Origin of the sequence: Bifidobacterium moraviense, assembly GCF_012932365.1 — a bacterium.
GTDB classification, from domain to species: Bacteria; Actinomycetota; Actinomycetes; order Actinomycetales; family Bifidobacteriaceae; genus Bifidobacterium; species Bifidobacterium moraviense.
Map to the genome: position 1 here is coordinate 42,654 of NZ_JAAIIH010000007.1, position 26,143 is coordinate 68,796.

Sequence of the window (26,143 nt, forward strand, 5' to 3'; positions counted from 1 at the left end):
AACGTTGTGACGAGCGGCCACCATGCGGTGGCCAGAGCGGTCCGTCGATGGTCTCCTGCGGCAATGTTGTGATGATCGGCCGGTTTGTGGATGCCTGCCGGGTCTCTCGATGGTCGTTCGTCGCAACGTTGCGACGAACGACGCATGGTCATGTTTGGTGCTTCCGAGAATGGACTTCCGCATGTCCGCGATGCATCGCTGCGACAACGGTCCTTTCGCAAGGCTGCGCATGGCCCCGCGCGCGAACGCATCGACGCCGTCACGGCGCGTGCGGGCCACGCTTTCGGTCTGCCGCCCTGGGGACCCCGGCCATGTCGAGCTTTCGCCGCACCAGCTCCGGTTGACGGACGAGCTGATCGAACGTCCAACGCACGAACACCACCGATCCGTCGAGCGCGAGATTGCTCTCCCGATCCTTCTCCTCGAATACGATGCTTTCGATGTCGCGTCCCGCCGTCATCGCGGGATCCACGTATTTGCCTCGGCCATCCAGCTCACCGATGATGATCTTCCCGTCGTCTCGACGCCACAGGAAGTCGACTCGTCGCCTTGCCCCGGTGATCGGATCGACGCACGGTACCTGCTGCTCCGGCACGGCGTACCCCCAGAGCACGAGATACCCCAGCGTGATGGACTCGCCCCCGTTTTCGCTCAGGCCATTGGCGCAGACGCACGCCTGTCTGGCCTTCTCCACGCCCTTGTACCCTCGTCTTGTCTCGAGAAACGCCTGGAACTGCGCCTTGTCGGTCTTGCCGGAGCGCATCGCGGTCTCCAGAACGGCCAACGCGTCAGGCAGCTGCAGGGAACGCGCGCAGTCGAACAGGGTCTGGTGCAGATCCGTGACGCGCATGCCTTCCACGACGGTGACCGGTCTGATCGGCAGTGCGTGAAACACATAGTGGTTGCGGTCCGTCGAAGCATGCGTCAGGTCGGTCGCCCAGTGCACGTTGCGGTTGAGAAACACGCTGTCCGTGAGCCGCCAGACCGTCGCGGCGCTGACGTGGCCGAGCACCCAGCGCGGATGCGACGCACATTCCGCACGCAGCACATGCATGATGCGCTCATGGTTGCTCAGGGTGCTCCAATATGATGGGCGCGCGTAGAGCCCGGTCATGATGTGCAGCACGTCGTCCGTCTCGCGTCGTTGGGTCAGGGCGCGACGCAGCCCGCGGTCGCCGGGGCGCAGACATTGGCGACGACGTTCGGCTTCACGGAATGCCTGTTCCAGTCGTGCGTTGCTTCTCATATGCGGAACGATATGCGGAGAGAGGCGGCGTTCGGAGGGTTTTCGGGCAATGTGGTCGGATGTGGCTTCTTCGGACGTTCTGGCGGCGTGTCGCAGGTGACATTCGACCACATGATTCTGCGATCCGCGCGATAACGCCGTCCTACCGTCGCAACGTTGCTGTGATCGACCACCATGCGGTGGCCAGAGCGGTCTTTCGGTGGTCTCCTGCGGCAATGTTGTGATGATCGGCCGGTTTGCGGATGCCTGCCGGGTCTTTCGATGGTCATTCGTGACAATGCTGCTGTGATCGACCACTATGGGACGGTCGATGCGGCTCTTCGATGGCCTCTGACAGCAATGTTGTGATGATCGGCTGGTTTGTGGACGTCTGCCGGGTCTTTCGATGGTCGTTCGTCGCAACGTTGCTGTGATCGACCATCGTGGAATGGTCGCGGTGGCCCTGCGATGGTTTCTGGCGGCAATGTTGTGATGATCGGCCACTATGGGACGGTCGATGCGCCCTCCCGATGGTCGTTCGCCGCAACGTTGTGATGATCGACCATCGAGGAGGAGCCGGGGTGGTTCCCCGATGGTCATTCGTAGCAATGTTGCGATGACGGCCGTGCCGCGCCACCGGTCCACGGCAGGAGGCGCCGCGGTGTCGATGCGGCCGGGCGTGTGCGGCGCCGGTGGGGTAGGCTGGAAGCGTCCGAGCAACCCAAGGAGGCGTATCATGGCTGGTTTCGATCTGGGAGAGGGCCTGCGCAAGGTGTTTCTGGCGGGCGTCGGCGCCCTGGCCACCACGTACGAGAAGGGCAGCGAGATCGTGGACGACCTCGTGAAGAAGGGCGAGCTGACCGTCGAGCAGGGCAAGACCCTCAACGAGGAGCTCAGGCGCACGGTCAGGGAGGCCACGAGCAAGCCGGCCTCCGAACCGACCGTCGATGCCACCGCGGCCGACGAGCCCGGCAAGGACGATGCCGCCGAGGCCGAGCCGAAGGCGTGAGCGCCCCCGAGAATCCGCGTCATCACGGCGATTCCGCCGCGGCCCCGCAGCGTGCGGACGGTCGCGGCGAGGATCCGTCGCGCCCCGACGGGACGGCGGACGACGTGAATCGCATTGACGGTGTCGCGCCAGTCGACGCCGCTTCCGCCGACGGCGCCGGGCCGGCCGACGGCCCCGACGGCCCCGCCGCTCCCGCCGCTCCCGCCGACGCGCACACGGACGCCGGGAATCACGGGAACGACGACGAGGACCACGCCGAACGCCTGAGGAACCAGTTCGGCCCCACCATGCCCATGCCCGACGCCGTCGCGGACGCGCTGCAGGGCGCCACGCCCGACGCGGTCCCCGGCGCCATGCTCGGCGAACTGCCCGACGACCTCGCCTACGTGCCCCCGGCCGAACGCGACCAGACGCTCGCCCTGTTCGGCGGCCGCCGCAACGACTTCTCCTCGCGCTACCATCTCACGCGCCGCGGCAAGGTGAAGCGCATCAGCCAGATCTGGCGGATCTGCTCGCAGTTCGACGTGTTCCACGGCCTGACGCCGGTCAAGATGCGCCTGATGTTCGAGGCGCTCGGCCCCACGTTCGTCAAGGTGGGGCAGATCCTGTCCATGCGATCGGAGATGCTGCCGCAGTCGTTCTGCGACGAGCTCGCCAAGCTGCGTGCCGACGCTGACCCGATGCCGTACGACACCGTGCTCACCACGCTGGAGAGCGAATACGGCAGGCCCGTCAGGGAGATCTTCAGCCACATCGACCCCACGCCGCTCGGCTCCGCGTCGCTCGCGCAGGTGCACCGCGCCACGCTCGTCACCGGCGAGGACGTGGCCGTCAAGGTGCAGCGCCCCGGCGTGCGCGAGGTGATGGCGCAGGACGTGGACATCATGCGCTCGGCCGCCAAGTACGCGTCGCGCTTCGTGCACGCCGCCCAGGTGGTGGATCTGCGCGGCGTGGTGGAAGAGCTGTGGGAGACGTTCGAGGCGGAGACCGACTTCCTCGTGGAGGCGCGCAACCTGCGTGACTTCAAGGAGTTCTGCAGACCGTACAAGTACATGGACTGCCCCACGCCGTACATGCGCCTGTGCACGCAGCACGTGGTGGTGATGGAGTACGTGGACGGCATCTCCGTCTCGCACCCGGACCGGCTCGTCGCCGCCGGCTACGACCTCAAGGACATCGGTACCAAGCTCGTGGACAACTACGCCACGCAGATCCTCGACGACGGCTTCTTCCACGCCGACCCGCATCCCGGCAACATCATGGTGCGCGGCGGGCAGATCATGCTCATCGATCTGGGCATGACCGGTCGGCTCAACGCCAAGACGCGCTCGGTGCTGCAGGAGATGATCTTCGCGGTGGCCAAGCAGGATTCGCCGGCGCTGGCGGACGGCCTGCTGCGCTTCGCGGGCGGCGAGGCCGATCCCGAGGACTATCCGTCGCTGCTGGCCGACCTCGACGTGATCGTCAAGGAATTCGGCACGATCGACCTCAAGGACCTCGACATCGCGTCGTTCCTCAACTCGCTCACCCAGCTCGCCGCGCGGCACCATATCGAGGTGCCCAGCTCGGTGACCACGGTCGGCCGCGCGCTCGTCACGCTCGAGGGCCTGCTCGACGAGTTCATCCCGGACGTCAACATGATCGAGATCATCTCGAACCACATCGCCTCCTCGCGCTCCAGGCGCGACGTCGCGCGTGACGAGGCCCGTTCGCTCGCCGTGGAGGGCACGAAGGCGCTGCACGGGCTGCTCGCCACGATGGGCGAGGCCAAGGTGGCCACGCGCATGCTCACGCGCGGGCAGCTGCGCGTCAACGCCGAGCTCGTGGGGGCGGACGAGCCGATGCGCATGCTCAGCGACATGGTCAACCGCATCGCCATGGCGCTGATCGTGGTGGGCCTGTTCGTGGGGTCGTCCATCGTGTACTACGCGGGCATCAAGCCGGTGGTGTTCGGCATCCCGATCGTGGGGTTCATGGGCTACGTGGTGGCGTTCGTGCTGTCCGTGTGGATCGTGTTCGACATCTACTTCAAGGGCCGGCGGAGCAAACGGCGTTGAGCGCGCGGCGTCGCGCCGATCATGCGGCGTCGCGCCCTTCTTGCGCACGCTATAAGAAACGCCGATAGCATCCGATGGCGAAAAACCGCCGTTCGGAACAATTCACGCGATTCGGTTCGCTAGGGTGGGGAACAAGTCAAGGAAGAGAGGAAAACCCATGACCACACGTACCCTGCGCGCCAACGCGCTCGTCAAGAAGGTCGCGGCGCTCGTCGTCGCCTCCGGCCTGTTCTTCACCGCCGCCTGCGGCGAGGCCCCCAAGGCCGCCGAATCCGCGTCCGGCGACGCGTCCGCAGCCGCCAGCACCGACCTCAAGGTCTCCGACTACGACGCGATCATCAACGCCGGAGCCGTGGCGGACGACGCCACCATCGAGGCCAACGCCTGGGCCAAGTCCGTCAAGGAGGCCGGCGTGCTCAAGGTGGGCGGCACCAAGACCTCCCAGCTGTTCTCGCTGCAGTCCACCACCGACAACAAGGTGCGCGGCTTCGACGCCGGCCTGAGCCAGCTGCTCGCCCGCTACATCCTGGGCGACGCCAAGACCGAGCTGACCGTGGTCGACTCGTCCACCCGCGAGTCCGTGCTGCAGAACGGCACCGTGAACTCCGTGTTCGCCACCTACTCCATCACCGACAAGCGCAAGGAGAAGATCTCCTTCGCGGGTCCGTACTACGTCTCCCAGCAGGCCATCCTGGTGAAGAAGGACAACACGTCCATCACCGGCACCGACTCGCTCAACGGCAAGAAGGTGGCCGTGCAGGGCGGCTCCACCGGTCCGCAGATCGTCGCGCAGGTGGCGCCGCAGGCCACCGTGCAGGAGTTCCAGACCGACGCCGAGGCCACGCAGGCGCTGCGTCAGGGCCGCGTCGACGCGTACGTCGTGGACCAGACGCTGCAGCTCGGCACGCTCGTCAAGTCGCCCAACGACTTCAAGATCGCCGGCGAGCCGTTCGGCAACAAGGATCCGTACGGCATCGGCCTGCCCAAGGACTCCGACGCCGCCGCGTTCGTGAACGCGTGGCTCAAGAAGATCGAGGACGACGGCACCTGGGCCAAGCTGTGGCAGGTCACCATCGGCGACCGCACCGGCGTGACCACCGTCCCCACCCCGCCCGAGATCGAGCAGTGAGCCCGGTCCGATAGCGTCTTCTGGCTCCCCTCGGCCGCGTTCGGTCGCGAGGGGAGCCGCTGTCGTATGTGCCGTCGTTCGCGGACGGAACGTCCGCGACAATCGTGAAAGGAGGTGCGCCCCGTGATCCACGACTTCGCCTATCTGGTGACCAACTACGGCCAGGCGTTCGTCCAGGCCTACCTGGTCTCGCTGCGCATCGCGGTCCTCGGATTCGTGGGCGGGTTCCTCGTGGCCATCGTGCTCACCGTGGCTCGCGTGAGCCCCATCCCGCCCCTGCGCAGCGCCGTCACCGCGTACGTGGAGATATTCCGCAACATGCCGGTGCTGTGCCTGCTCGTGTTCATCGTGTACGCGCTGCCCGATCTGGGGCTCGTGGTGGACTACGAGCCCGCCGCGATCCTCACGCTGGTGCTCGTCTCGTCGTCGTTCGCGTGCGAGAACCTGCGCACCGGCATCAACACCATCGACGCCGGGCAGATTCAGGCCGCGCGTTCGCTGGGCCTCGGCTTTTCGCAGATCGTCGGTTCGATCGTGCTGCCGCAGGCCCTGCGCGCCGTGGTGCAGCCGATGGTCACGCTCGCCCTCTCCGTGATGATCAGCTCGTCGGTCGGCTCGCTCGTGCCGATCGCGCACAAGGAGCTCACCGGACTCGTGGCCGAGATCAACAACACCGAGGCGCTCGGCGTCACCACGTTCCTCGTGGCCGCGCTCATGTACGTGTTCACCGGTCTGCTCATCGCGTTCGTCGGCCGCCGCATCGAAAGGAGGTTCGCGCTATGGCGATGACACCCACCGAGGCCGCCCTGTTCGAGGCCGGCGGTCCGCGCGCCCGCCGTCGCATCCTCATCGGCACCGTCCTGTCCGCGCTCGCGCTCGCCGCGCTCGTGGCGTGGATCGTGTACCGCTTCTACGTCAAGGGGCAGCTCGCCTCGCAGTACTGGTACTTCTTCGCCCAGCTCAACGTGTGGGAGTTCATCGGCATGGGTCTGGTGGGCACGCTGCGCGCCGCCCTGGGCGCCGGCGCGATCGCCCTGGTGGTGGGCCTCGTGCTCATGCTCGGGCGCACGTCGCGCTGGGCGCCGGTGCGCTGGATCGCCACCGCCGTGATCGAGTTCTTCCGCGGCACCCCCACGCTGCTGTTCATCTACGCGATGTTCCTGGTGCCCGCGCAGATGGGCCTCAAGGTGAGCACGTACTGGATGGTGGTGATCCCGGTCTCTGCATACGCGTCCGCGGTGCTGGCCGAGGTCTACCGCGCCGGCGTGAATGCCGTGCCCGACGGGCAGAAGGAGGCCGGCATCTCGCTGGGCCTGAGCCCCGCGCAGAACTTCGTGCACGTGATCATGCCGCAGATGTTCCGCATCGTCACGCCGACGCTGGTCACGCAGCTCGTGGTGGTGGTCAAGGACACGTCGTTCGGCTACGTGGTCACGTACCCGGAGCTCATGGTGAACGCCAAGGTGCTCATCGCCAACTTCTCCAGCCTCGTACCGGTGTATCTGGTGGTGGCGCTGATCTACGTGCTGGTGAATCTGGCGATCTCGCGCTTCGCCAACTGGCTGTCGCGCCGGCAGGACGCGGAGATCCTCAAGGTGGACACCGTCATGCCGCACGCCGTGGAGGTGTGAGCGGGTCGTGTGAGCGCGGTGATGGCGCAGCAAGGGCGCGGCGATGGCGCGGGTGAGCGTCGTTCGGTCCGATCGGGCCGATTCCGTGTTGCCGCTCTGCTGGTCTGCTGCTCTGCCAAACTGTCATTCTGCCGATCCTTGGCATGCGAATCGCAAGGATCGGCAGATCTACGTCGTAGCAGGCTCGATAAGGTCCGTATGAACGCATTTCTGCCGATCCCTGCAAATGTCATGCCAAGGATCGGCAGAATGACATCGGAAACCGACGGCCACGGACGATTTGCGCATTCGAGGCGACGCGGGTGCTAGGTTGTGTGATGAGATGGGGATCGCCCCCGCCCGAAGGAGGTCCAACATGGGCAAGGGATTCGGCAAGACGTTGGTGGCCGCGGGCGTGCTGGCGGCCGGAGCAGGAGCGCTGGCCATCGCGCCGCGTCTGAACATCGACAAGCGGCGCTACCGCGTGCCCGGCATCCCCGAGGTGCCGTACGCGCATCGCGGCCTGCACGACGCCGGCTCCGGACTGACCGACGAGTACGCCGGCGCGGAAAGCGAGGCGTATGTGGCGCTCGCCCGCGAGATGGCCGTGAAGGCCGGCTACGCCAGCGCCGACTTCGAGGGAAGCATCGCCCCCGAGAACTCGCTGGCCGCGTTCGCCGCCGCCTGCGAGGCCGGATACGGCATCGAACTGGATCTGCAGCTCACCGCCGACGGTCAGGTGGTGGTGGTGCATGACTCCGATCTGGAACGCGTGGCCGGCGATCCGCGCCGCATCGCGGACCTCACCTACGCCGAGCTCGTGGACATCCCGCTGTTCCCCGCCCCCGCCAAGCCGGGCGACGCCGAGGCCAAGCCGCTGGACGCCGCCGGCGCGGGCGCCACGGCGGGCTACAGCCAGCACGTGCCGCTGTTCGCGGACGTGCTGCGCGTGGTGGCCGGACGCGTGCCGATCATCGTCGAGTACAAGTTCGACGACTACGAGTGGACCGATCGCGACGACGAGCTCATGGAGAAGGGCGACGCGCTGCTGCGCGCCTACGACGGCCCGTACGTCATCGAATCGTTCCACCCGGGCGCGGTGAACTGGTACAAGGAGAACCGTCCCGAGGTCAACCGCGGCCAGCTCGCCGAGGCAGCCCCGTTCGGCACCGGCGGCAAGGCCGTCACCGAATGGTTTGCCGGGCTGCTTGCCTTCGACTGGCTGGGACGCCCGGACTTCATTGCCTACGACTGGCACGGCGGCGCGACCCCGCAGGTGCGCCTCGCCCGCACAATGGGCGCCACCACCGTCTCCTGGACCGTGCGTAGCGCCGCCGAACTCGCCGAGTCGGCCCCGCACTTCGACCGCTTCATCTTCGAGTCGTTCGTCCCCGCGGAGGGGTGAGCGGGCGGCCGCAACATTGCGAAAAGCGGCATCCGCAGGCCGGATTCAGGCTTGTGGATGCCGCTTTTTTGGTCGTTCGTCGCAGCGTTGCGATCCGGGGACGGACGCGGCGCGACACGGTTGCGCAGTCGCGCCGCCGCTCAGCTGCTCAGTCGATCGGTCTGCGATCGGTCCGTGCTCAGTCGATCACGGCTCAGTCGATCACGCCGTACAGGCGGTCGCCGGCGTCGCCGAGGCCCGGCACGATGTAGCACTTGTCGTTGAGCTTCTCGTCGACCGCGCACACCACGACCTTGAAGTCGATGGACGGGTCGATGTGCTCCTCGACGTACTTGATGCCTTCGGGGGCGGCGATGATGTTGATGGCCGTGACGTCCTTGGCGCCGCGCTCGGCCAGGTAGTGCGTGGCGGCGACCAGCGTGCCGCCCGTGGCGAGCATCGGGTCGATGAGGAAGCACTGGCGGCCGGTGAGGTCGTCGGGAAGACGGTTGGCGTACGTGATCTGCTGGGTGGGGTGGTCCTCGTCGCGCTTCATGCCGAGGAAGCCGACCTCGGCGGTGGGCAGCAGGCGGGTCATGCCGTCGAGCATGCCGAGGCCCGCGCGCAGCACGGGCACGATGATCGGGCGCGGCTCGGCGAGCTTCTTGCCGGTCATCGGGGCCACCGGGGTCTCGATCGGCGTGGCCACGACGGACAGGTCGCGCGTGGCCTCGTAGGCCTCCAGCATCACGAGCTCGGAGACGAGCTCGCGGAAGGTGGAGGAGGGGGTGTTCTTGTCGCGCAGCACGGTGAGCTTGTGCTCCACCAGCGGATGATTCAGTACGTGAAGTTCCATGGCTCCTAGGGTAAGCCACGCCGGGCGAAGAGTGGTAATCGCGCCGTGTGCGTGGCGGGGGGGCGGACTTCCGCCGATCTGTTGGCAGATCTGCAGATCTGCCAATCCTGGGCATCAATATTGCAAATGTAGGCAGATCCGCGCTCTGAGGGGTTCCGAGAAGACCGAACGGATGTCGATCTGCCGATTCCTGCGATTTGCGTGCCAAGGATTGGCAGATCCGCACGGAACGCGCATGACGCTCGGACGGACCGCGGAGATCAGGCGGTCGGCCGATGCAAAGGGGCTGCGAAAGGATGCAGGAGAGCAAAGGGGGCTGCGAAGGGATGCAAAGGCACTGCGGAGGCGACGCAAAGGGGAACGCGCGAAAAGAATAGAAAAAGAATAGAAAAAGAATAGATGCGCCGAACCGTGAAAGCGCCTGTCGGCGCAAGGGCCGCTCGCGGCGGCAAAAAATGGAGCCCGGGGCTTAAGCACGGCCCGACGCGCCATCTACTGTACGGCATGCCCCGTCGCGACACGACGAACCGCGCGCGGTCTCGCCTCGCGCGGGGACGGAGCAGGGGCGGATCAGAGGACGGAGCAGAGAGCGAGGCGGAACCCGACGATGCTCGGCATGGGTACCGCCTTACGCCTCACGCCGTACGCCGCGGAGCGGATCGGTCGCCGGCCCCCGTTGCCGTTACTCCAGCTTCCCGCGCCTCCACAGGGCGGCGCCGTGACGGAAGTCCTCGGCGGTGTGGCGCAGCGAGGCGGCGTTGTGCAGCATGCGCGCGGCCGCGGCGCGATGGGCGTGCTCGTCGGCGGAGGTGACCGCGGCGGCGGCCAGATGCGCGGAACGATGGTGCGCCTCGGCGCGCAGCCCGGCCACGATCACGTCGCAGAACGCGCTGGCGCGCTCCAGCGCCACCGCGAAGTCGCCCACGAACGCGCCGGAGAGGATCGAATCGGCGAGGCGCGCGATGTCGTCCTCATCAGGCGCCTGATCCACGCCCGCGATCGCCGACGCCGTGGTGGCCACCGGCTCGCCCACGCGCCACAGCCGCGAGATCGCGTCCCGGTCGCGCCGCATCCACGTGCGCAGCATGTACAGTCGCCACAGAATCCCCGGCAGCGAGTCCGGTTCGGCGTGGCTCCACAGTTCGGCCACCAGATCCACGCCCTCCACGTCCACGAGCGTGAGCACGCGCGCCACCACCTGCGGGTCCTGCGTGTGGTGCACGCGGTCGAGCAGCGACGCGGCGGTGGCGTGGCTCAGCTCGCTCAGCTGCTCCGGGTCCACGCCGCCGGCGATCTGGTTGACGAGCGCGGGATCGAGCTGCGAGGGGCGGGCGGGACGCGACGCGCCGAGACGCGCCGGGGCGAACGCGGAGCCCGCCGCGTGGACGGAGCCGGAGGAGCTAATAGACAATCGGTCTCACCTTCTGGATGTCGATGATCTTGGGGCCATCTGGCGTCCTGACGACGCTGAGCATCATCGCCGTGCCGGTGGTCATGTACGGCGTCTTGGCGACGAGGCGCTTGGCCAGTGTCTTCGTAGCACACAGTGTACGCAGGTGGGCGAAGATGCCGCCGATCACGGGCCGGTGCATGGAGATCGCGGTGGGGCGGCGGGTGTCCAGCGCGTCGTCGATGTTCCCCAGGAAGCACCGCCATGCGGCGTCCGGGTCGGCGGCGTACGCGTCCTCGGTGAGCGGTTCGGCGGATTCGATCGGCATGCCGCACTGCCAGGAGAGCGGCTGCAGCGTCTGGCGGCAGCGGCGCCACGGCGAGGAGACCAGACGGGACGGGGCGTAGCAGGCGAGTTCGCGGCTCAGCGCGTACGCCGCGGCGGCGCCTCGCGGGGTGATGGGACGGTCGGCGTCGGTGCCGGTCCACGTCTTGCGCGCCTCGGCCTTGGCGTGGCGCACCAGCAGCACGGTGACGGCCGCGGTGGCGCCTTCCTCCACGCGGTCCACGAACTGGTCGAGGATGTGGCGGTCGAGCGGATGCGTGAGCACGTGGCGCGCACGGAACACGGGCAGCCACACCACGTTGTCGATCTCGGCGCGGTCCGCCAGATGCACCGGGCCGAACGCGTCGTACAGGCGCTCGCCCGCGGCGTCGTCGAGGGGCGTGGCCATCCAGTAGAAGCAGTGCTTGGTGTCGACGCCCTTGAGCTTGGCGGATTTGGGCGCCTTGCCGTCGTTCCGGCCGTCGTCTTTGTCGTCGTCGTTCCCGTTGCGCTCGTGCTGCCCCTCCAGCGCCAGGGGGTATTCGATGTCGCCGATGTATGCGCCCAGCCGCACGTGCAGGCCGGTCTCCTCGCCGATCTCACGCACGGCGGCGTGGCGGCGCGTCTCGTTGACGTCGAGCTTGCCCTTGGGCCAGGTCCAGTCGTCGTAGCGGGGACGATGCACCACGCACACCTCGAGCTCGTCGAGCACCGCGTGCGCCGCGGTGCCTTCGGGCGGCGTGCCGTGGTCCGAGAACTTCATCCATCCCGGGAAATCGTTGCGCCATCGGTACAGGATCCCTCCGGCCGCTTCCACGACCAACGCCATCTTCATGCCCCCTCATGTGCTGCGGTATGCGTGCCGGCATGGGCGGGCGCGGCGTCGGCCGTACGGCGTCCGACCGCTACGTGGTGAGAACGATGGACGCCGTTGTTCGACCCGTCGTCCCCAGGCTACGCAAAAGGCCGATGCCCCGGCGAAGGGGAATCGGCCTAACGCTCATGCCTCGTTAACGATAACACGCCCGTGGCGCGTCCGCTGCGGCGACTCGCTCAGTGGCGCGCGCGTCCGCGCATGTGCTTGCGGATGAGGTAGTCCTGGCAGTCGACCAGCGGCTTGCCCTCCTCGTCGAACGCGTGGCGCACGTACGTGCCGTCCGGCTGCATGTGCCAGGAGCTCGTGGTGTCCGCCATCTGCAGATCCACGTACTTGATCAGCTCGTCCACCTGCTCCGGGGCGCTCACGCGCACCAGCGCCTCCACGCGACGGTCGAGGTTGCGGTGCATGAGGTCCGCGGAGCCGATCCACACCTCGGGGCCGGAGATCGGGCCTTCGCCGATCTGCGGGCCGTCGGAGTTGCAGAACGCGTAGATGCGGGCGTGCTCCAGGAAGCGGCCGAGGATGGAACGCACGCGGATGTTCTCCGAAAGTCCCGGAACGCCGGGCTTCAGGGCGCAGATGCCGCGCTCCACGATGTCGATCTTCACGCCGGCCTGCGAGGCGCGGTACAGCGCGTCGATCGTCTTCTCGTCCACGATCGAGTTGACCTTGATCTTGATCCACGCCTCCTTGCCGGCTTTGGCGGCGTCCTCCTCGCGGCGGATGCGGGCGATGAGGCCGGAACGGATGGTGCGCGGGGCCACCAGCAGACGGTGGAAGCTCGACTTGGGAGCGTAGCCGGAGAGCTGGTTGAACAGGCGGGTGAGATCCTGGCCCACCACCGGGTCGCAGGTCAGCAGGCCCAGATCGGTGTACAGGCGTGCGGTCTTGGGGTTGTAGTTGCCGGTGCCCACGTGGCAGTAGCGACGCAGGCCGTCGGCCTCCTGGCGCACCACTTCGATGAGCTTGCAGTGGGTCTTGAGACCCACGATGCCGTACACCACGTGCACGCCGGCTCGTTCGAGCTTGCGCGCCCACGCGATGTTGGCGTCCTCGTCGAAGCGGGCCTTGATCTCCACCAGCGCCAGCACCTGCTTGCCGGCGTGGGCGGCGTCGATCAGCGCGTCCACGATCGGGGAGTTGGAGCTGGTGCGGTACAGCGTCTGCTTGATGGCCAGCACGTTCGGATCGGCCGCGGCCTGCGCCAGGAACGCCTGCACGGACGTGGAGAACGAGTCGTAGGGGTGGTGCAGCAGGATGTCGCGCTCGCGGATGGCGGCGAAGATGTCCTGCGCGCGGCTCGACTCGACCTCGGCGATCTGGCGGTTCGTGGTCGGGATGAACGGGCGGTTCTTGAGGTCCGGGCGGTCGATGGCGCCCAGCTCGAAGAGCACGGTGAAGTCCAGCGGCGCGGGCAGGCGGTACACCTCGTCGGCGGTGACGCCGAGCTGGTCGGCGAGCAGCTGGGAGAGGAACGGGCTCGTGCTGTCGGAGATCTCCAGACGGATCGGCGGTCCGAAGCGGCGGCGCAGCAGCTCCTTCTCCATGGCGTTGAGCAGGTTCTCGGCGTCGTCCTCCTCCACGTCGATGTCCTCGTTGCGGGTGACGCGGAAGGAGCGGGCCTCCTTGATGATCATGCCCGGGAACAGCGATTCGAGATGCGCGATGATGAGGTTCTCCATCGTGATGAACCCGTAGCGCTCCTCGCGGCTCTCCTCGTCGGTCAGATCGTCCACCGGCACCAGACGGTTGAGGTTGCCGGGGATCTTGACGCGGGCGAAGTGCGACTTGCCGGACGCGGGGTTCTCCACGATCACGGCGAGGTTCAGCGAGTTGCCGGAGATGTAGGGGAATGGGTGGGCCGGGTCCACGGCGAGCGGCGTGAGCACGGGGAAGACCTGCTGGCGGTAGTAGCGCGAGAGGCGCTCCTGCTCCGGGCCGGTGAGCTTGTCCCAGCTGAGCAGCACCACGCGCTCCTTGGCGAGGTCCGGCAGGATGTGGTCGATCACGTAGTGCGCGTGCTCGTTCTGCAGGCGGTGGGCCTGCTCGCTGATGGCGCGCAGCTCCTGGCGCGGGCTCAGACCCGCGGCGGAGGGGACGGCGATGCCGGTGTCGATGCGGCGCTTGAGGCCCGCCACGCGGACCATGAAGAACTCATCGAGGTTGGACGCGAAGATCGCGGCGAAGTTGGCGCGCTCCAGCGTGGGCAGGGTCTCGTCCTCGGCGAGCTCGAGCACGCGCTTGTTGAACAGCAGCCAGCTCAGCTCGCGGTCGAAGAAGCGGTTGTCGGGCAGGGGCTGCTCGCCCGGAGCCGACTCGCGCTTGTCGTTTTTGTCGGTTTCGGCGATGTGCTCCGCGATCTGGGATCGCAGGATCGCCTTGGAGGGTGCATCGAATATTTGGGCCATGCCTACCATGCTATGCGCCGGAAGGCGGCGCGCGCCGGCTCGGTCCGCATAATTCAACAGCAATTCACGTAAGCGGGGTTGCGGGGGACGGATGGGGCGATGCGCGACGGCGTCAATGCCGGGCGAACGCGGCCATGTATTCGCCCGGAGTGACGATCACGGGGCTGGGCAGCGCCACGTCGGCGAAGTCCTTGTCGCCGGTCACGAACACGTCGGCCGCGCCGATGATCGCCGAATAGAGCACGGGATAGTCGAGCGGGTCGCGGATCTCGAAGAGTCCGGGCTGCGGGGTCGACGGAGTCGCGACGGTTTCGAAATTCAGCGCGCGCAGATACCGCTCGAGCGCGTCGACGCGTGACGGCCATTTGCGCGCCACCACCTCGCGTGCCTCGTCGATCGCGTAGGTGGACAGCAGCAGCACGTTGTCCCGCCGCCCGCGTCGCCGATCACGCCGACGGCGTTGGATGATGCGAAGATCACGGCGGACAGCAGCACGTTGGTGTCGATCATCACGCGCATGGGGACTCACCGTTTCGCGGCGCGCTCCTGGCGCATCGACCTGATGAGAGAGACCAGATCGTCCTCATCGCGGATCCCCGCCTCCTCGGCGGCTCCCCGGAAGTCCGCCTGCGCCTGACGGATGGCTTCGAGGTTCGCATTGCGCAGCGAGACGGTGCCGTCGTCCATGCGCACGAACACGACCTTGTCGCCTTCGCGGACGCCGATCACGCTGCGCACGTCGGCCGGGATGGTGATCTGTCCTTTGGCCGTCACCTTCGCCACGTCCATCACGGCGCTCATGATTGTCTCCTTCGGTAATGCAATCCTTACTTTTCTTCCATTGTAGGCGAACGTTCCGAACCGTGAGACGCATGTGGGGCGCCGGGGCGCGGAAAGTCTGTTGGCTTTGAGGTCCAAGACGATGCTTCGAGAAGACGGTCGCGGCATCGCGCTCGCCTACCTCGTGCTTCGTAGTGCCGGACATACGAAGAAGGCTCCCGGTTGGGGGAGCCTTCTTGGTGCAAGTCCAACTGACAGGCAGAATCTCTGCACAACATCCTCGTTGTAACGGTAAGTCTATCCAATACCCGCTCAACGGAACAGTCCTCGTGACCATAACCTTTGTGGGTCTGCGCTGTTTTGTTGTCCTTGTGCTTTGCACTTTAGTCAGGGTTCCCCGATGGTGCAAGCCGGTGCGAGAGGTTGCGCGCTCCGGTCGGCGGCGGTGTGCGAACGCGCGGAATCTGGGCTGTTGGCGTACGGTGATGTTCGTTTGCAACGCTGTATCGAACCCGATTCGTGCGCTTCCGTGTGTTTGCGTATGCGGGGACGTTGGGCTCCGGCGTGTCGTACGGGGGCTGTGTGCGGTCGCTCAGCCGGGAGTCGGCGGGGTGGTCGCCGCGGCGGTTCGCGGCACGGCGTCCGAAACCGCGTTCCGCCATGCGGAACGATCGGGCACGTTCGACCACATCGCCCCGCGGTGGTCGAACATGCCCCGCGACACGCCGCGGAGCCGCCGTTCCGGCCCCACGTTCGACCACATGTCCCGTCCGGGATTGCGCCGCGGAGACGGAACGTCGTTCCATCGGACCATGCGAGAGATTTCATTGCGGCCGGGGAGCCGTTCGACCATCCCCAAGCCGCCGCCGAGGTACTTCAGCGGCGAGGGCGGCACGCTGACCGGCGTGCGGCAGGCCGACGCGCGCCGCCGCGTCGCGGTCCGCACGCCCATGCGCCGCGCGGACGAGGAGCCGCGCGGGCTGCCGCAGCTGGCCACCGCCGTGGACGACTGCGCCAACGTGGTGGTCTGCGTGGCGGCGAGCGGCGGCGTGGGGCTGAGCGTCACCGCGGCGCTGCTGGCGCTGACGTTCGCGGGACGGGACCTGTCCTGCGCGCTGGTGGACGCCGACTGCGGCTACGGCGGTCTGGACGTGCTGCTGGGGCTGGAGCGCGATCAGGGCATGCGCATGAGCGGCGTCGAGGCGCCGCTGGGACGTCTCGAAGGCGATGCGCTGGCGCAGGAGCTGCCGAGCTGGGGCGGCGTGCGCGTGCTCGGTGCGGATCCGTGGAACGGGGAGTCCGACCGCTGGTGGGAGGTGCAGGCGGCCGTCGTCGCGCTGGCGCAGGTGCATGACGTGGTGGTCGTGGACGCGGGACGCGGCGAACAGATGGGGCAGATACCGGCGCTCGCCGGCGCCCCCGCGGTGCTGGTGACGGAGATGACGGTGCTGGGACTGGCGCGTGCGCGCGTGCTGGCACGGCGGCTGCGGTCGTCCGGCGGCGAGGCGAGACGGGAATGCCGGGTGCTCGGCATGCAGCCGCGAGGGGCGCCGCGCCAATGCTGCCGCATCACCGCGGCGCAGGCGCAGGACTATGTGGGCGTGCCGGTGGCAGGCGTGCTGGAACCGCGGCGCGCGTTGTACGGCGAGGTGCTGGACGGTCTGGGCGTGGCGGCGGTGCCCCGCGGATACCGCAAGGTGCTCGGCGAACTCGCCGACCTGATCCGTGAAGCGGATGGCCGCGGCCATGGAACGGCGTGATCCTACGGTGCGTTTCGGGCCGCTGGAGGCGCTGGCCAGCGATCCTTCGGTCACGGACGTGGCGGTGACCTGCGACGGCACGGTGTGGGTGGACCGCGGATCCGGCATGCGCGAGGCGAGGACGGGACTGCCGCTGCGCGGCGAACGGAGTCTGCGCGACTACGCGGTGCAGCTGTGCTCGCAGCTGGGCAGACGTCTGGACGACGCCTCGCCGATCGCGGACGCCTCCACGCCGGACGGCATCCGCGTCCATGCCGTGATCGCCCCGCTGGTGCCCCGCGGCGCCGCGCTGTCCATCCGGTTTCCCGACCGCGTGGGCGCGAGCCTCGAACGGCTGCGCATGGAGAGGATGATGCCTCCGCTGTGGGAGCGCGCGATGCGGTGTCTGGTGCTGGGACGCGCCAGCATGCTCATCACCGGGGGAACGGGCACCGGCAAGACCACGCTGCTCAAGGCGCTGCTGGCGGCCTGCCCGGCCGCGGACCGCATCGTCACGGTCGAGGAGGTGCGCGAGCTGGGCGGGCTGAATCATCGCAATCACGTGTCGCTGGTGACGCGCGAGGCCAACGTGGAGGGCGCCGGCGCGGTGGGGCTGCCGCAGCTCGTCAAGGTCACGCTGCGCATGAGGCCGGACCGCGTGGTGCTGGGCGAATGCCGAGGCGAGGAGATCGCGGATCTGCTGCGCGCGTTCAATTCCGGGCATCATGGCGGCATGGCCACCCTGCACGCCGACGGCGTGGAGCGGGTGCCGTCGCGTCTGGCCGCGCTGGGGCTGCTTGCCGGGCTCTCCCCGGAGGCGCTGGCGATGTTCGCCGAGGGGGCGTTCGACGCGGTGCTGCATCTGGATCGCGTGGGCGGTCGGAGGCTGGTGACGCAGATCGGGCGTCTCGCGGTGGGACAGGACGGTCGACTGGTCGGCAGGACGCTCGGCATGTGGGACGGCGCACACCTGCGCGTCACGCCGCAGTGGCGCGCGTTCGCCGTGCGGTGGGGCATCGAGCCGGGCGAGCCGGGCATGGGGCGCCGGCCATGAGCGCCGTGGCCGCCGCGGTGCTGACCGGTCTTGCCGTGGGCGTCTGGCCGTCGGGGCGCGACATGGTCCGACGGCGTCTCGCCGCGCTCGACGCGCACGATCGGCGGCAGGTGGCGTCGATCGGCATCGCGGCCACGATCGCCGCGATGAGCGCGTCGGTGCGTCACGGGGCGACGGTCGTCGAGGCGTTCGAGGAACAGGCGGGCCGTCGATTCGCCACCGCGCGCGTCACCGCGCCGCGTGCCACGGAGGCCCTGCTGCGCCGGACGACGCCGGACGAGACCGAGTTCGTGGACCGCATCGCGCGGCGTCTGCAGGCGGCGTGCGCGCTCGGTGACGAACTGGGCGGCGGAACCGCGCGATGCCTGGATGCCGTGGGCGCCGCATGGCGCAGGGAGCGGCTCGTGGAGGACCGCCGTCGCGTCGCGGTCGCGGGGCCCCGCTCTTCGGCCCGCCTGATGACGGGGCTGCCCGTGGCGACGCTGCTGCTCGGCGAGACGATGGGGGCGCGGCCGCTGCGGTGGCTGCTGGGATCCACGCCGGGCATGGTCGCGCTGGCGGCGGGGATCGGATGCTACGCATGCGGCGTGCTGTGGATGCGGCGGTTGCTGGCCACGCTGCACGGGACGGGGGATGCGCGATGAACGGCATGGCGCTGCTCGCGGGAGGTCTGGCGGCCGCGGCGGCACTGCTGTGGAGTCCGCCGCCGCGCGCTCTGCCGCATGCGGCGACCGGTCCGGGCGGCGATGCGGAGACCGACGCGCTGCCGCCCGGCCTCGCCCTGGAGATGCTGGCGGCGGCGGTGAGCCAGGGCGCCTCGATCCCGCGCGCGCTCGAGGCCATGGGGCGTGCCTGGTCCGGGGAGACGGGCGAGGTGCTCTGCGGCGTGGCGACGTCGCTGCATCGCGGCGCCGACTGGCACAACGCGTGGGCGCTCGCCTGCGCGCACCCGCGTTGCGGCGGGGTCATGGGCATGCTGTCGGACACGCTGGAACCCGCGCATCGGCATGGCACGTCGCCGCTGCCGCGCATCGAGGCGGCCGTGGACCAGATCGACAAGACCGAGCGGCGGCTCATCGAGGAACGCGCCGCGAAACTGGGCGTGCGCATGCTCGTGCCCACGGGCGCGTGCTTCCTGCCCGCCTTCGTGCTCATCGGCGTGCTGCCGGTCATCGCCTCGTTCGGCGCGGGTGCGTTCGGCTCCGGGGCGCTCGGCTGACGCGCGCCGTTCGTCACCCATGGCCGCCATCGGCCGCGCGGGCCGTCGCACCCTCCGTTCCATCGTTTACCCTCCGGAGTGCCCCGTGTCGCCCGGCGCGACACGCCGAAGCACCGCTCGGGCCCCACATTCGACCACATGCGCCCGAAACCCATTAATTCAGCGGTCGAACCAGCCATGATGGCCGCAATCCGGCACGACGGCCGGCAACCATCACACGAAAGGAACCATCATGACCCTCTCCACCCTCGCCACCGCACCGGCGTCCGCGGCGGTCACCGGGCCGTCGGGAGCGCTGCAGCGGCTCAGAGGCAACATCCATCGCAACGTCTGTCTGCTCGACGCGCGGCTGCGGACCATGGCGGCGGAACCGGAACGCGGCGCGGCCACCGTGGAATACGCGCTGGTGATCGTGGCCGCGGCGGCATTCGCCGGCGTGCTGCTGGTCGTGATCAAGTCGGGCTTCGCCAAGACGCTGCTCACCGACCTCATCAAGAACGCCCTCGGCGGCAAGTGACGATGCGCGGGCGCGGATACGGGAGACGGCCGGCCTTCGCGGCATGGCGCGGCGGCGACCGCGGAACGGTGACGGCCGAATTCGCGGTCATCCTGCCGGTCGTCATGACGCTGGTGCTTCTGCTGCTCGGCCTGACGCAGGCGATCGGCGTGAGTCTGGCCTGCCAGGACGCGGCACGCGCCGCGGCATACGAGGTCGTGGTGGCCGGGGCGGACGCGGATCCGGTCGCGGCCGCCCGGGCCGCCGCCGGCACGGTCGACGTGGCGGTGAGCGTCGACCACGGCGACGACGGCACCCGCATCCGCACCACGTGTCCGGTCATGCCCGGTCCGCTGGACGTCCTGCCGGTGACCGTGGGCGGCACCGCGATGGCGCTGGGAGACGGATCATGACGTGGCGACGCGGAGTGCGCGCGTGCGCGCACCGGCTGCCGCGCCGTATTGGTCGCGGTCTGCGGCGCGCCGACCGCGGCTCGGGCACCGTGCTCGGCGCCGCGCTCATCATGGTGGCCGCGGTGCTGCTGTGCATCGTGGCCGCCGTGGGGCAGGTCATGGCGTGCCGCCTCCGGGCGCAGGGCGCCGCGGACGTCGCCGCGCTCGCCGTCGCATCGGCGCGGTACGAGGGCCGTGACGGGCCGTGCGCCGAGGCGGAGCGGATCGTAGCCGCCCACGGGTTCCGCCTCGACGGCTGTCTGCTCGACGGCGCCGACGCGCAGGTGACGGTCTCCGCGGACACCGGCGTGCCGCTGGCCGGCGCGGTGACGGCGCGTGCGCGGGCCGGGCCGACGCCGTGCGTGCCGTCCGAGCGGGATGGCGGCGCATGAGGAGACCGGCGCATGAGAAGCGCGGCATGTGATGATGCCCACTCGTGACGCACTGGCGCGGCCGGGCGCGGCTGGGTTATCGTGAAACGCATGACTCAACAGCGCAGGACGGTGGCGATGATCGGCAACCCGGTCTCCGACAAGGGGCGCGGAGCCAAGGTGGGGGAGCGGGTGCGGGGCCTGCTCGAGGCCGCCGGCGCCGAATACGGGTTCGACGTGCTGGACCTGACCGGCGCGAGCTTCGACGACTCGCTGGCGCGGGCGCGCGCCCATGCCGCCGAGTACGACCATCTGGTCGTGGTGGGCGGCGACGGCATGATCGCGCTCGGCGCCAACGCCGTGGGCACGAGCGGCATCCCGCTCGGCATCGTGGCCATCGGCTCCGGCAACGACTTCGCGCGAGGGCTCAAGCTGCCGATCGACCGCGTGGACGTGGCCGTGGAGGGCATCGTGGGTGCCATCGTGCGCGGATCGCATCTCGACGTGGACATGGGACACGTCACGTCGCTGCCGGGCGGCCGCGCGGTGGATCCCAGCACCGGCGCGGAGATCGGTCCGTCGGACGGGTCCGACGGGTCCGACGGGTCCGGGGACGCGGACGGCGATGCGCCCGCTCCCGTGCCCATCGACCGCTACTACGCCGGCATGCTCTCGTGCGGACTCGACTCCAGCATCAACGACCGGGCCAACCATTCGCGCCTGCCCAACGGCAAGCTGCGCTATCTGGCCGCGGCGCTGGTGGAGCTGACGCGCATGAAGCGCTATGGCTACCGCATCCGCGTCACGATGGCGGACGGCACGGTGGATGAGCGCGAGGTCGTCACCCCGCTGCTCACCGTGGCCAACTCGCGCCACATCGGCGGCGGCATCGAGCTCGCGCCGTATTCGCGCTTCGCCGACGGTCTGCTGGACCTGGTGTGGGCGCGGCACGTGCCGAACGCGCTCGAATGCGTGGAGGCGGTCTCCAAGGCGTACGGCGACCGGCTGCTCGGCTGCCGGTGCCTGGACTGGCGGCGCATCCGCGAGATCGAGATCGACCGGGCGTCCGAGGGCGACGAGCCGCCGGTGCTCATGGCGGACGGCGAGTACGTGGGGTACCTGCCCGTGCGCGTGAGCGTGCGTCCGCGTGCGCTGCGCGTGCTCGTGCCGCCGGCCGTGGCCGCGGAGGAGTCCCGGCGCACGGAGATCGCGCTGGACGACATGCTGGCGCGCGACGGACGCGATCCGGAGACCGGCGCGTTCGCCGACGGCCGCTGAGGGCGAGATAGCCGGGTGACGGTAGGTTAGAACGGGACCGGTGCGCGGGACCCGCACACGCGGGTCCGCATCGGCATGACGGAATCAGGCAAGGTAGGTAACGGTTATGGCTCTCGCGTTGTATCGCCGGTATCGGCCGGACACCTTCGAAGGGGTGGTCGGACAGGATCAGGTGACGGTGCCCCTGATGCGCGCCCTCGACGAGGGCAAGCTCACCCACGCCTACCTGTTCTCCGGCCCGCGCGGCTGCGGCAAGACCAGCTCCGCGCGCATCCTGGCCCGCTGCGTCAACTGCGCCAAGGGCCCCACCTCGCATCCGTGCGGCGAGTGCGAAAGCTGCCGCGACCTCGCCACCGGTGGACCGGGATCGATCGACGTGGTGGAGATCGACGCCGCCAGCCACAACGGCGTGGACGACGCCCGCGAGCTGCGCGACCGCGTGGCCGCCATGCCGGCGCGCGACCGCTACAAGATCTTCATCCTCGACGAGGCGCACATGGTCACGCCGCAGGGCTTCAACGCGCTGCTCAAGACGGTCGAGGAACCGCCGGACCACGTGATGTTCATCTTCGCCACCACCGAGCCGGACAAGGTGATCGGCACCATCCGCTCGCGCACCCACCACTATCCGTTCCGCCTCGTGCCCGCCGAGGTCATGGGCCCGTATCTGGAGACGATCTGCGGCAAGGAGGGTATCAGGCCCGAGCCGGGCGTGCTGAGGCTCGCCATGCGCGCCGGCGGCGGTTCGGTGCGCGATACGCTCTCCGTGCTCGACCAGCTCATGGTGGGTGCCGTGGACGGCGTGATCACGCAGCAGAGCGCCGTGGCGCTGCTCGGCTTCACGCCGGACGCGCTGATCGGCGAGGCCGTGGACGCGGTCATCGACCGTGACGGCGAGGCGCTGTACGGCGTGGTGCAGAAGGTCGTGGTGGGCGGCTACGACCCGCGCAGGTTCGTGGAGGACCTGCTGGCGCGCGTGCGCGATCTGCTGGTGCTCACGCTGGGCGGCGCCCGCGCCGAATCGGTGCTGGGCGACGACGCGGCGGCCGGCGACATGGACGATCTCAAGCGTCAGTCCGCGGCCCTAGGACTGACCCGGCTGACCGGCATGGCCGACGTCATCAACGATGCGCTGGGCTCCATGAGCGGCGCCACCTCGCCGCGCATGCGTCTCGAGCTGCTGGCGGCGCGCCTGCTGGCCGGGCCGCTGCCGCAGGCGGCCGCGGACGGTTCCGTTGCGCCCTCCGCCGCGCAGGCCGGTCCGGCCGCCGCCGGGAGCTCCGCCTCCACCGGCGCGGGCACGCCCGGCGGGCACGTGGGCTTCGCGGGTTCCTCCCGCGCCAAGGCCTCCGGCGGATTCGCCGGGTCGTCGCGGCATGCGCAGGATCGGCCGGCCGACGGGGGAACGGAGCCGGCGCAGGCCATGCAGTCCGCGCAGACCGCTCAAGCCGAGGCGGGCGCGCCCGGGTCCCCGACGGCTGCCTCGGCGCCCGGGACTCCTTCCACCGCTCCGGCTGATGCCGAGCCTGCGGGGTGGGGCGCTCCCGCCTCCGCCGCCGTCTCCGCCACTGCGCCCGTCGCCACGTCCGTCGCCACGTCCGTCGTCGCAGAGCCGGCGGTCTCAGGCCCCGCGGAACCGGGCGCGGCCCAGTCGGGCGACGATCACCATGAACCCGACCGCCGTACGCCGGACGAACGCTGGGACGCGCTGGTCGCCGCGCTGCCCGACGACGTGGCCAGGTACGTCCGCCGCGACAAGGTGCCGCGCATCCATCTGACGCTCAACGAGCAGACCGGCGCCGGCAAGCTGTGGATCAAGTTCGACGTGCCGCTGAGCAAGTACGCGTTCGCCATCGCCATGGCGGACGAGACCGTGGACGGCACCAACAGGGTGGTGGACATCCTGCGCGCCGAGACGCGCAAGGCGTTCGGCGAGCACGTGCAGCTGGCCCCCACCGAGAAGATGGCGGACGGTCAGGTGGCGCCGCCGATGAGCAAGCTGCCGCCGGACGAGCAGCGACGCATCAAGTCGCAGATCGCCATGGCCAACGCCGGGCTCGCCGCTGCGGGGCTCGCCGCGTCCATCGGCATGGCGTCGGCGGCCGGACCCGCCGGTTCGGCCGCCGACGGCGCCGCGAAGGCCGACGCCGGCTCCGGCGCGTCCGACGGCGACGACGTTCACCGAGGCATGCCCCATCCGGGCGACGACGTCGACCCATGGGCGCAGCCTCCCGTTGTTCCCGTCGCTCCCGCCACTCCGGTAGCGTCCGCCGCCGCGTCGGCCGGACGCGAGGGAAACCCGCAGGAGCACGACCACGCCAGGCACGTGGCCGTGCCCGACCTGAGCGACGACGTCGACCCGTGGGCGCAGCCGCCGGTCGGCGCCGCGCGGCCGGCGGCGGAACCCGTCCGGCCCGCGTCGGCGCCGTCCCCCGCCCCCGCGTCGTCGTCTCCCGTCCCTGCGTCGCACGCCTTCGCGGACGAGGAGGATCCGTGGGCGCAGCCGCGAACCCCGCAGCCGCAACAGGCGCCCCGGCCCGCGCCGCAGCCGGAACCGCGGAACGCCGGCGGCCCGCAGCCGCAGCATGACGGCGGCCCGCAGCCCGGAGGCTGGCAGCCGCCGGACGACCCGTTCACCCCGCCCACGATGGGCCAGCCCCCGCGGCCGCAGGTGGACGCCGAGGACGACGAATACTCGCTGAGCGACGCCTCGCTCGGCCAGGCCGCGGCCATGAGCCTCGACGACATCAAGCGGATGTTCGAGGTCAAGAAGGTGGAGGAATTCGCCGCCGACGACCCGAACAACCCCGCCAACGCGCAGCACAAGGCCCGCGAGACCGAGTAGCGCGCAGGACCGGGCGACACCCCGGCAACCCCACAACCCGCAAGCCGAACGGCCCGCATGACGCGGGCGGAAAGGACGTTCCATGGCGCTCGCATACGACGGCGCGATCCAGAACCTCATCGACGCGTTCTCGCGCCTGCCGGGCATCGGACCGAAGGGCGCGCAGCGCATCGCCTTCTACCTGCTCGGCGCCCCGGACGCCGAGGCGCAGGGACTCGCCGACGCGATCAGCGAGGTCAAGTCCAAGGTGCGCTTCTGCGAGATCTGCGGCAACGTGTGCGAGACCAGCCCGTGCCCGGTGTGCCAGGATCCGCGACGCGACCGCGGCGTGATCTGCGTGGTGGAGGAGCCCAAGGACGTGATGAGCATCGAGCGCACGCGCGAGTTCCGCGGTCTCTACCACGTGCTCGGCGGCGCCATCAACCCCATGGCCAACGTGGGGCCCGCGGACCTCAGGATCCCGCAGCTGCTCGAGCGTCTCGGCGACGGCTCCGTCACCGAGGTGATCCTGGCGCTCGACCCGAACATCGAGGGCGAGGCCACCACGCGCTACCTCGCGCAGCTGCTCGGGCCGCTCGGCGTCAAGGTCACCAGACTCGCCAGCGGCCTGCCCGTGGGCAGCGACCTCGAATACGCCGACGAGATCACCCTCGGGCGCGCGCTCTCCGGTCGCCAGGCCGCGTAGCGAAGCCCGCGGCGGAGCCCGGCGCGGGTCCGCATCCTGAATGCGCCGGGCAACAGACGGCACCCGGCCCCTATAATCGTCGCGATTGCGTAAGCTGGGTAACCACTACCGAGCGGCAGAGAGAATAGGACTTCCAGTGGCTCTGATTGTGCAGAAGTACGGCGGCTCGTCCGTCGCCGACACGGATTCGATCAAGCGCGTGGCCAGGCGCATCATCGAGACGAAGAAGAAGGGCAACAAGGTGGCCGTGGTCGTCTCCGCCATGGGCGACACCACCGACGACCTCATCGACCAGGCCAAGAGCATCGACTCCAACCCGCCCGAGCGCGAGATGGACATGCTCATGACCGCCGGCGAGCGCATCTCCATGAGCCTGCTCGCCATGGCCATCCACGCCGCGGGCGACCGCGCCCACTCGTTCACCGGCCAGCAGGCCGGCTTCTTCACCGACGCCCGCTACGGCGCCGCGCACATCAAGGCCGTCAAGCCGGACCGCGTCAAGAACGTGCTGTCCGAGGGCGAGGTGGCGATCGTGGCCGGCTTCCAGGGCATCAACGACGAGGGCGACGCCACCACGCTGGGCCGCGGCGGCTCCGACACCTCCGCCGTGGCGCTCGCCGTGGCGCTCGGCGCCGACGTGTGCGAGATCTACACCGACGTGGACGGCGTGTTCACCGCCGACCCGCGCATCGTGCCCACCGCGCGCCGCATCCCGTACATCGACTACGACTCGATCCTGGAGATGGCGTCCTGCGGCTCCAAGGTGCTGGCGCTGCGCTGCGTGGAGTACGCCCAGCGGTTCAACATGCCGCTGCACGTGCGCTCCTCCTTCTCGCACCGTCCCGGCACGCTGATCGTCCCCGAGGGCGTCGATCCGCGCTCCCTGCCCAACATCGACTGACGTCGACCGACGTCGACCGACCCGCGCGCCAAGCGCAAGCGACTTCCAAGC

At 69.4% G+C, this 26,143-nt stretch carries 24 protein-coding genes; 17 read left to right on the forward strand and 7 right to left on the reverse strand.

Annotation, left to right across the window (positions count from 1 at the left end):
* Nucleotides 1-259 precede the first annotated feature (259 nt).
* The gene (locus G1C96_RS05770) at nucleotides 260-1,246 is read right to left on the reverse strand and encodes a hypothetical protein (RefSeq protein WP_169275700.1); all 987 of its coding nucleotides are present in this window, start codon (nucleotides 1,244-1,246) and stop codon (nucleotides 260-262) included.
* Nucleotides 1,247-1,961: 715 nt separating this feature from the next.
* Here G1C96_RS05770 and G1C96_RS05775 point away from each other — a divergent pair.
* From G1C96_RS05775 to G1C96_RS05800, 6 genes are all read left to right on the forward strand, one after another.
* Nucleotides 1,962-2,234, forward strand: coding sequence for a phasin family protein (locus G1C96_RS05775; RefSeq protein ID WP_169275701.1), 273 nt, complete (start codon nucleotides 1,962-1,964; stop codon nucleotides 2,232-2,234).
* Nucleotides 2,235-2,587: 353 nt separating this feature from the next.
* Nucleotides 2,588-4,291, forward strand: coding sequence for an ABC1 kinase family protein (locus G1C96_RS05780; protein WP_240945131.1), 1,704 nt, complete (start codon nucleotides 2,588-2,590; stop codon nucleotides 4,289-4,291).
* Between the two features lie 157 nt (nucleotides 4,292-4,448).
* Nucleotides 4,449-5,420: a glutamate ABC transporter substrate-binding protein gene (locus G1C96_RS05785; protein WP_169275702.1), complete on the forward strand. Its 972-nt coding sequence runs from the start codon at nucleotides 4,449-4,451 to the stop codon at nucleotides 5,418-5,420.
* Between the two features lie 123 nt (nucleotides 5,421-5,543).
* Nucleotides 5,544-6,209 (forward strand): amino acid ABC transporter permease, encoded by a 666-nt coding sequence (locus tag G1C96_RS05790; RefSeq protein WP_205832067.1) that lies wholly within the window; start codon nucleotides 5,544-5,546, stop codon nucleotides 6,207-6,209.
* Complete coding sequence (locus G1C96_RS05795; RefSeq protein WP_240945129.1) at nucleotides 6,200-7,051, forward strand: amino acid ABC transporter permease; 852 nt, start codon at nucleotides 6,200-6,202, stop codon at nucleotides 7,049-7,051. The genes G1C96_RS05790 and G1C96_RS05795 overlap by 10 nt, the downstream gene beginning before the upstream one ends.
* 355 nt (nucleotides 7,052-7,406) lie before the next feature.
* Nucleotides 7,407-8,435: a glycerophosphodiester phosphodiesterase family protein gene (locus G1C96_RS05800; protein WP_169275703.1), complete on the forward strand. Its 1,029-nt coding sequence runs from the start codon at nucleotides 7,407-7,409 to the stop codon at nucleotides 8,433-8,435.
* A 193-nt stretch (nucleotides 8,436-8,628) separates the two neighbouring features.
* Here the strand turns inward: G1C96_RS05800 and upp are convergent, their stop codons facing one another.
* The 6 genes from upp to G1C96_RS05830 all read right to left on the reverse strand — a co-directional run bounded on the left by upp (nucleotide 8,629) and on the right by G1C96_RS05830 (nucleotide 15,073).
* The gene (gene upp / locus G1C96_RS05805) at nucleotides 8,629-9,270 is read right to left on the reverse strand and encodes a uracil phosphoribosyltransferase (protein ID WP_034529067.1); all 642 of its coding nucleotides are present in this window, start codon (nucleotides 9,268-9,270) and stop codon (nucleotides 8,629-8,631) included.
* Between the two features lie 682 nt (nucleotides 9,271-9,952).
* Nucleotides 9,953-10,675, reverse strand: a complete 723-nt coding sequence (locus G1C96_RS05810; protein ID WP_169275748.1) for a hypothetical protein — start codon at nucleotides 10,673-10,675, stop codon at nucleotides 9,953-9,955.
* Entirely contained in the window at nucleotides 10,671-11,813 is a 1,143-nt protein-coding gene (locus G1C96_RS05815; RefSeq protein ID WP_169275747.1) for an NUDIX hydrolase, read from the reverse strand. Before G1C96_RS05815 ends, G1C96_RS05810 begins: the two co-directional genes overlap by 5 nt.
* A 224-nt stretch (nucleotides 11,814-12,037) precedes the next feature.
* On the reverse strand, nucleotides 12,038-14,272 hold the full coding sequence (locus tag G1C96_RS05820) for an RNA degradosome polyphosphate kinase (protein WP_169275704.1): 2,235 nt from the start codon (nucleotides 14,270-14,272) through the stop codon (nucleotides 12,038-12,040).
* A gap of 112 nt (nucleotides 14,273-14,384) precedes the next feature.
* Nucleotides 14,385-14,693, reverse strand: a complete 309-nt coding sequence (locus tag G1C96_RS05825; RefSeq protein ID WP_169275705.1) for a PIN domain nuclease — start codon at nucleotides 14,691-14,693, stop codon at nucleotides 14,385-14,387.
* A gap of 104 nt (nucleotides 14,694-14,797) precedes the next feature.
* Nucleotides 14,798-15,073: an AbrB/MazE/SpoVT family DNA-binding domain-containing protein gene (locus G1C96_RS05830; protein ID WP_205832069.1), complete on the reverse strand. Its 276-nt coding sequence runs from the start codon at nucleotides 15,071-15,073 to the stop codon at nucleotides 14,798-14,800.
* 791 nt (nucleotides 15,074-15,864) lie between these two features.
* Here G1C96_RS05830 and G1C96_RS05835 point away from each other — a divergent pair.
* From G1C96_RS05835 to G1C96_RS05885, 11 genes are all read left to right on the forward strand, one after another.
* On the forward strand, nucleotides 15,865-16,812 hold the full coding sequence (locus G1C96_RS05835) for a CpaE-like family protein (RefSeq protein WP_169275706.1): 948 nt from the start codon (nucleotides 15,865-15,867) through the stop codon (nucleotides 16,810-16,812).
* The gene (locus G1C96_RS05840; protein WP_169275707.1) at nucleotides 16,799-17,845 is read left to right on the forward strand and encodes a TadA family conjugal transfer-associated ATPase; all 1,047 of its coding nucleotides are present in this window, start codon (nucleotides 16,799-16,801) and stop codon (nucleotides 17,843-17,845) included. The genes G1C96_RS05835 and G1C96_RS05840 overlap by 14 nt, the downstream gene beginning before the upstream one ends.
* Nucleotides 17,842-18,489 (forward strand): type II secretion system F family protein, encoded by a 648-nt coding sequence (locus G1C96_RS05845; protein ID WP_169275708.1) that lies wholly within the window; start codon nucleotides 17,842-17,844, stop codon nucleotides 18,487-18,489. Before G1C96_RS05840 ends, G1C96_RS05845 begins: the two co-directional genes overlap by 4 nt.
* Nucleotides 18,486-19,064 carry a type II secretion system F family protein gene (locus G1C96_RS05850; protein WP_169275709.1) on the forward strand — a complete coding sequence of 193 codons (579 nt, stop codon included), beginning with the start codon at nucleotides 18,486-18,488 and terminating at the stop codon, nucleotides 19,062-19,064. The genes G1C96_RS05845 and G1C96_RS05850 overlap by 4 nt, the downstream gene beginning before the upstream one ends.
* Before the next feature lie 232 nt (nucleotides 19,065-19,296).
* Nucleotides 19,297-19,581 (forward strand): DUF4244 domain-containing protein, encoded by a 285-nt coding sequence (locus tag G1C96_RS05855; protein WP_169275710.1) that lies wholly within the window; start codon nucleotides 19,297-19,299, stop codon nucleotides 19,579-19,581.
* 68 nt (nucleotides 19,582-19,649) lie between these two features.
* The gene (locus tag G1C96_RS05860) at nucleotides 19,650-19,973 is read left to right on the forward strand and encodes a TadE/TadG family type IV pilus assembly protein (protein ID WP_335341928.1); all 324 of its coding nucleotides are present in this window, start codon (nucleotides 19,650-19,652) and stop codon (nucleotides 19,971-19,973) included.
* On the forward strand, nucleotides 19,970-20,404 hold the full coding sequence (locus G1C96_RS05865; protein WP_169275712.1) for an Rv3654c family TadE-like protein: 435 nt from the start codon (nucleotides 19,970-19,972) through the stop codon (nucleotides 20,402-20,404). The genes G1C96_RS05860 and G1C96_RS05865 overlap by 4 nt, the downstream gene beginning before the upstream one ends.
* Nucleotides 20,405-20,494: 90 nt before the next feature.
* A complete protein-coding gene (locus G1C96_RS05870) occupies nucleotides 20,495-21,661 on the forward strand; it encodes a diacylglycerol/lipid kinase family protein (protein ID WP_169275713.1) in 1,167 nt (388 codons plus the stop codon).
* 106 nt (nucleotides 21,662-21,767) lie between these two features.
* Nucleotides 21,768-24,506 (forward strand): DNA polymerase III subunit gamma/tau, encoded by a 2,739-nt coding sequence (dnaX, locus tag G1C96_RS05875; protein WP_169275714.1) that lies wholly within the window; start codon nucleotides 21,768-21,770, stop codon nucleotides 24,504-24,506.
* An 82-nt stretch (nucleotides 24,507-24,588) separates the two neighbouring features.
* Nucleotides 24,589-25,191: a recombination mediator RecR gene (gene recR / locus G1C96_RS05880; RefSeq protein ID WP_169275715.1), complete on the forward strand. Its 603-nt coding sequence runs from the start codon at nucleotides 24,589-24,591 to the stop codon at nucleotides 25,189-25,191.
* Between the two features lie 136 nt (nucleotides 25,192-25,327).
* Nucleotides 25,328-26,092, forward strand: a complete 765-nt coding sequence (locus tag G1C96_RS05885) for an aspartate kinase (RefSeq protein ID WP_169275716.1) — start codon at nucleotides 25,328-25,330, stop codon at nucleotides 26,090-26,092.
* Nucleotides 26,093-26,143: the final 51 nt, after the last annotated feature.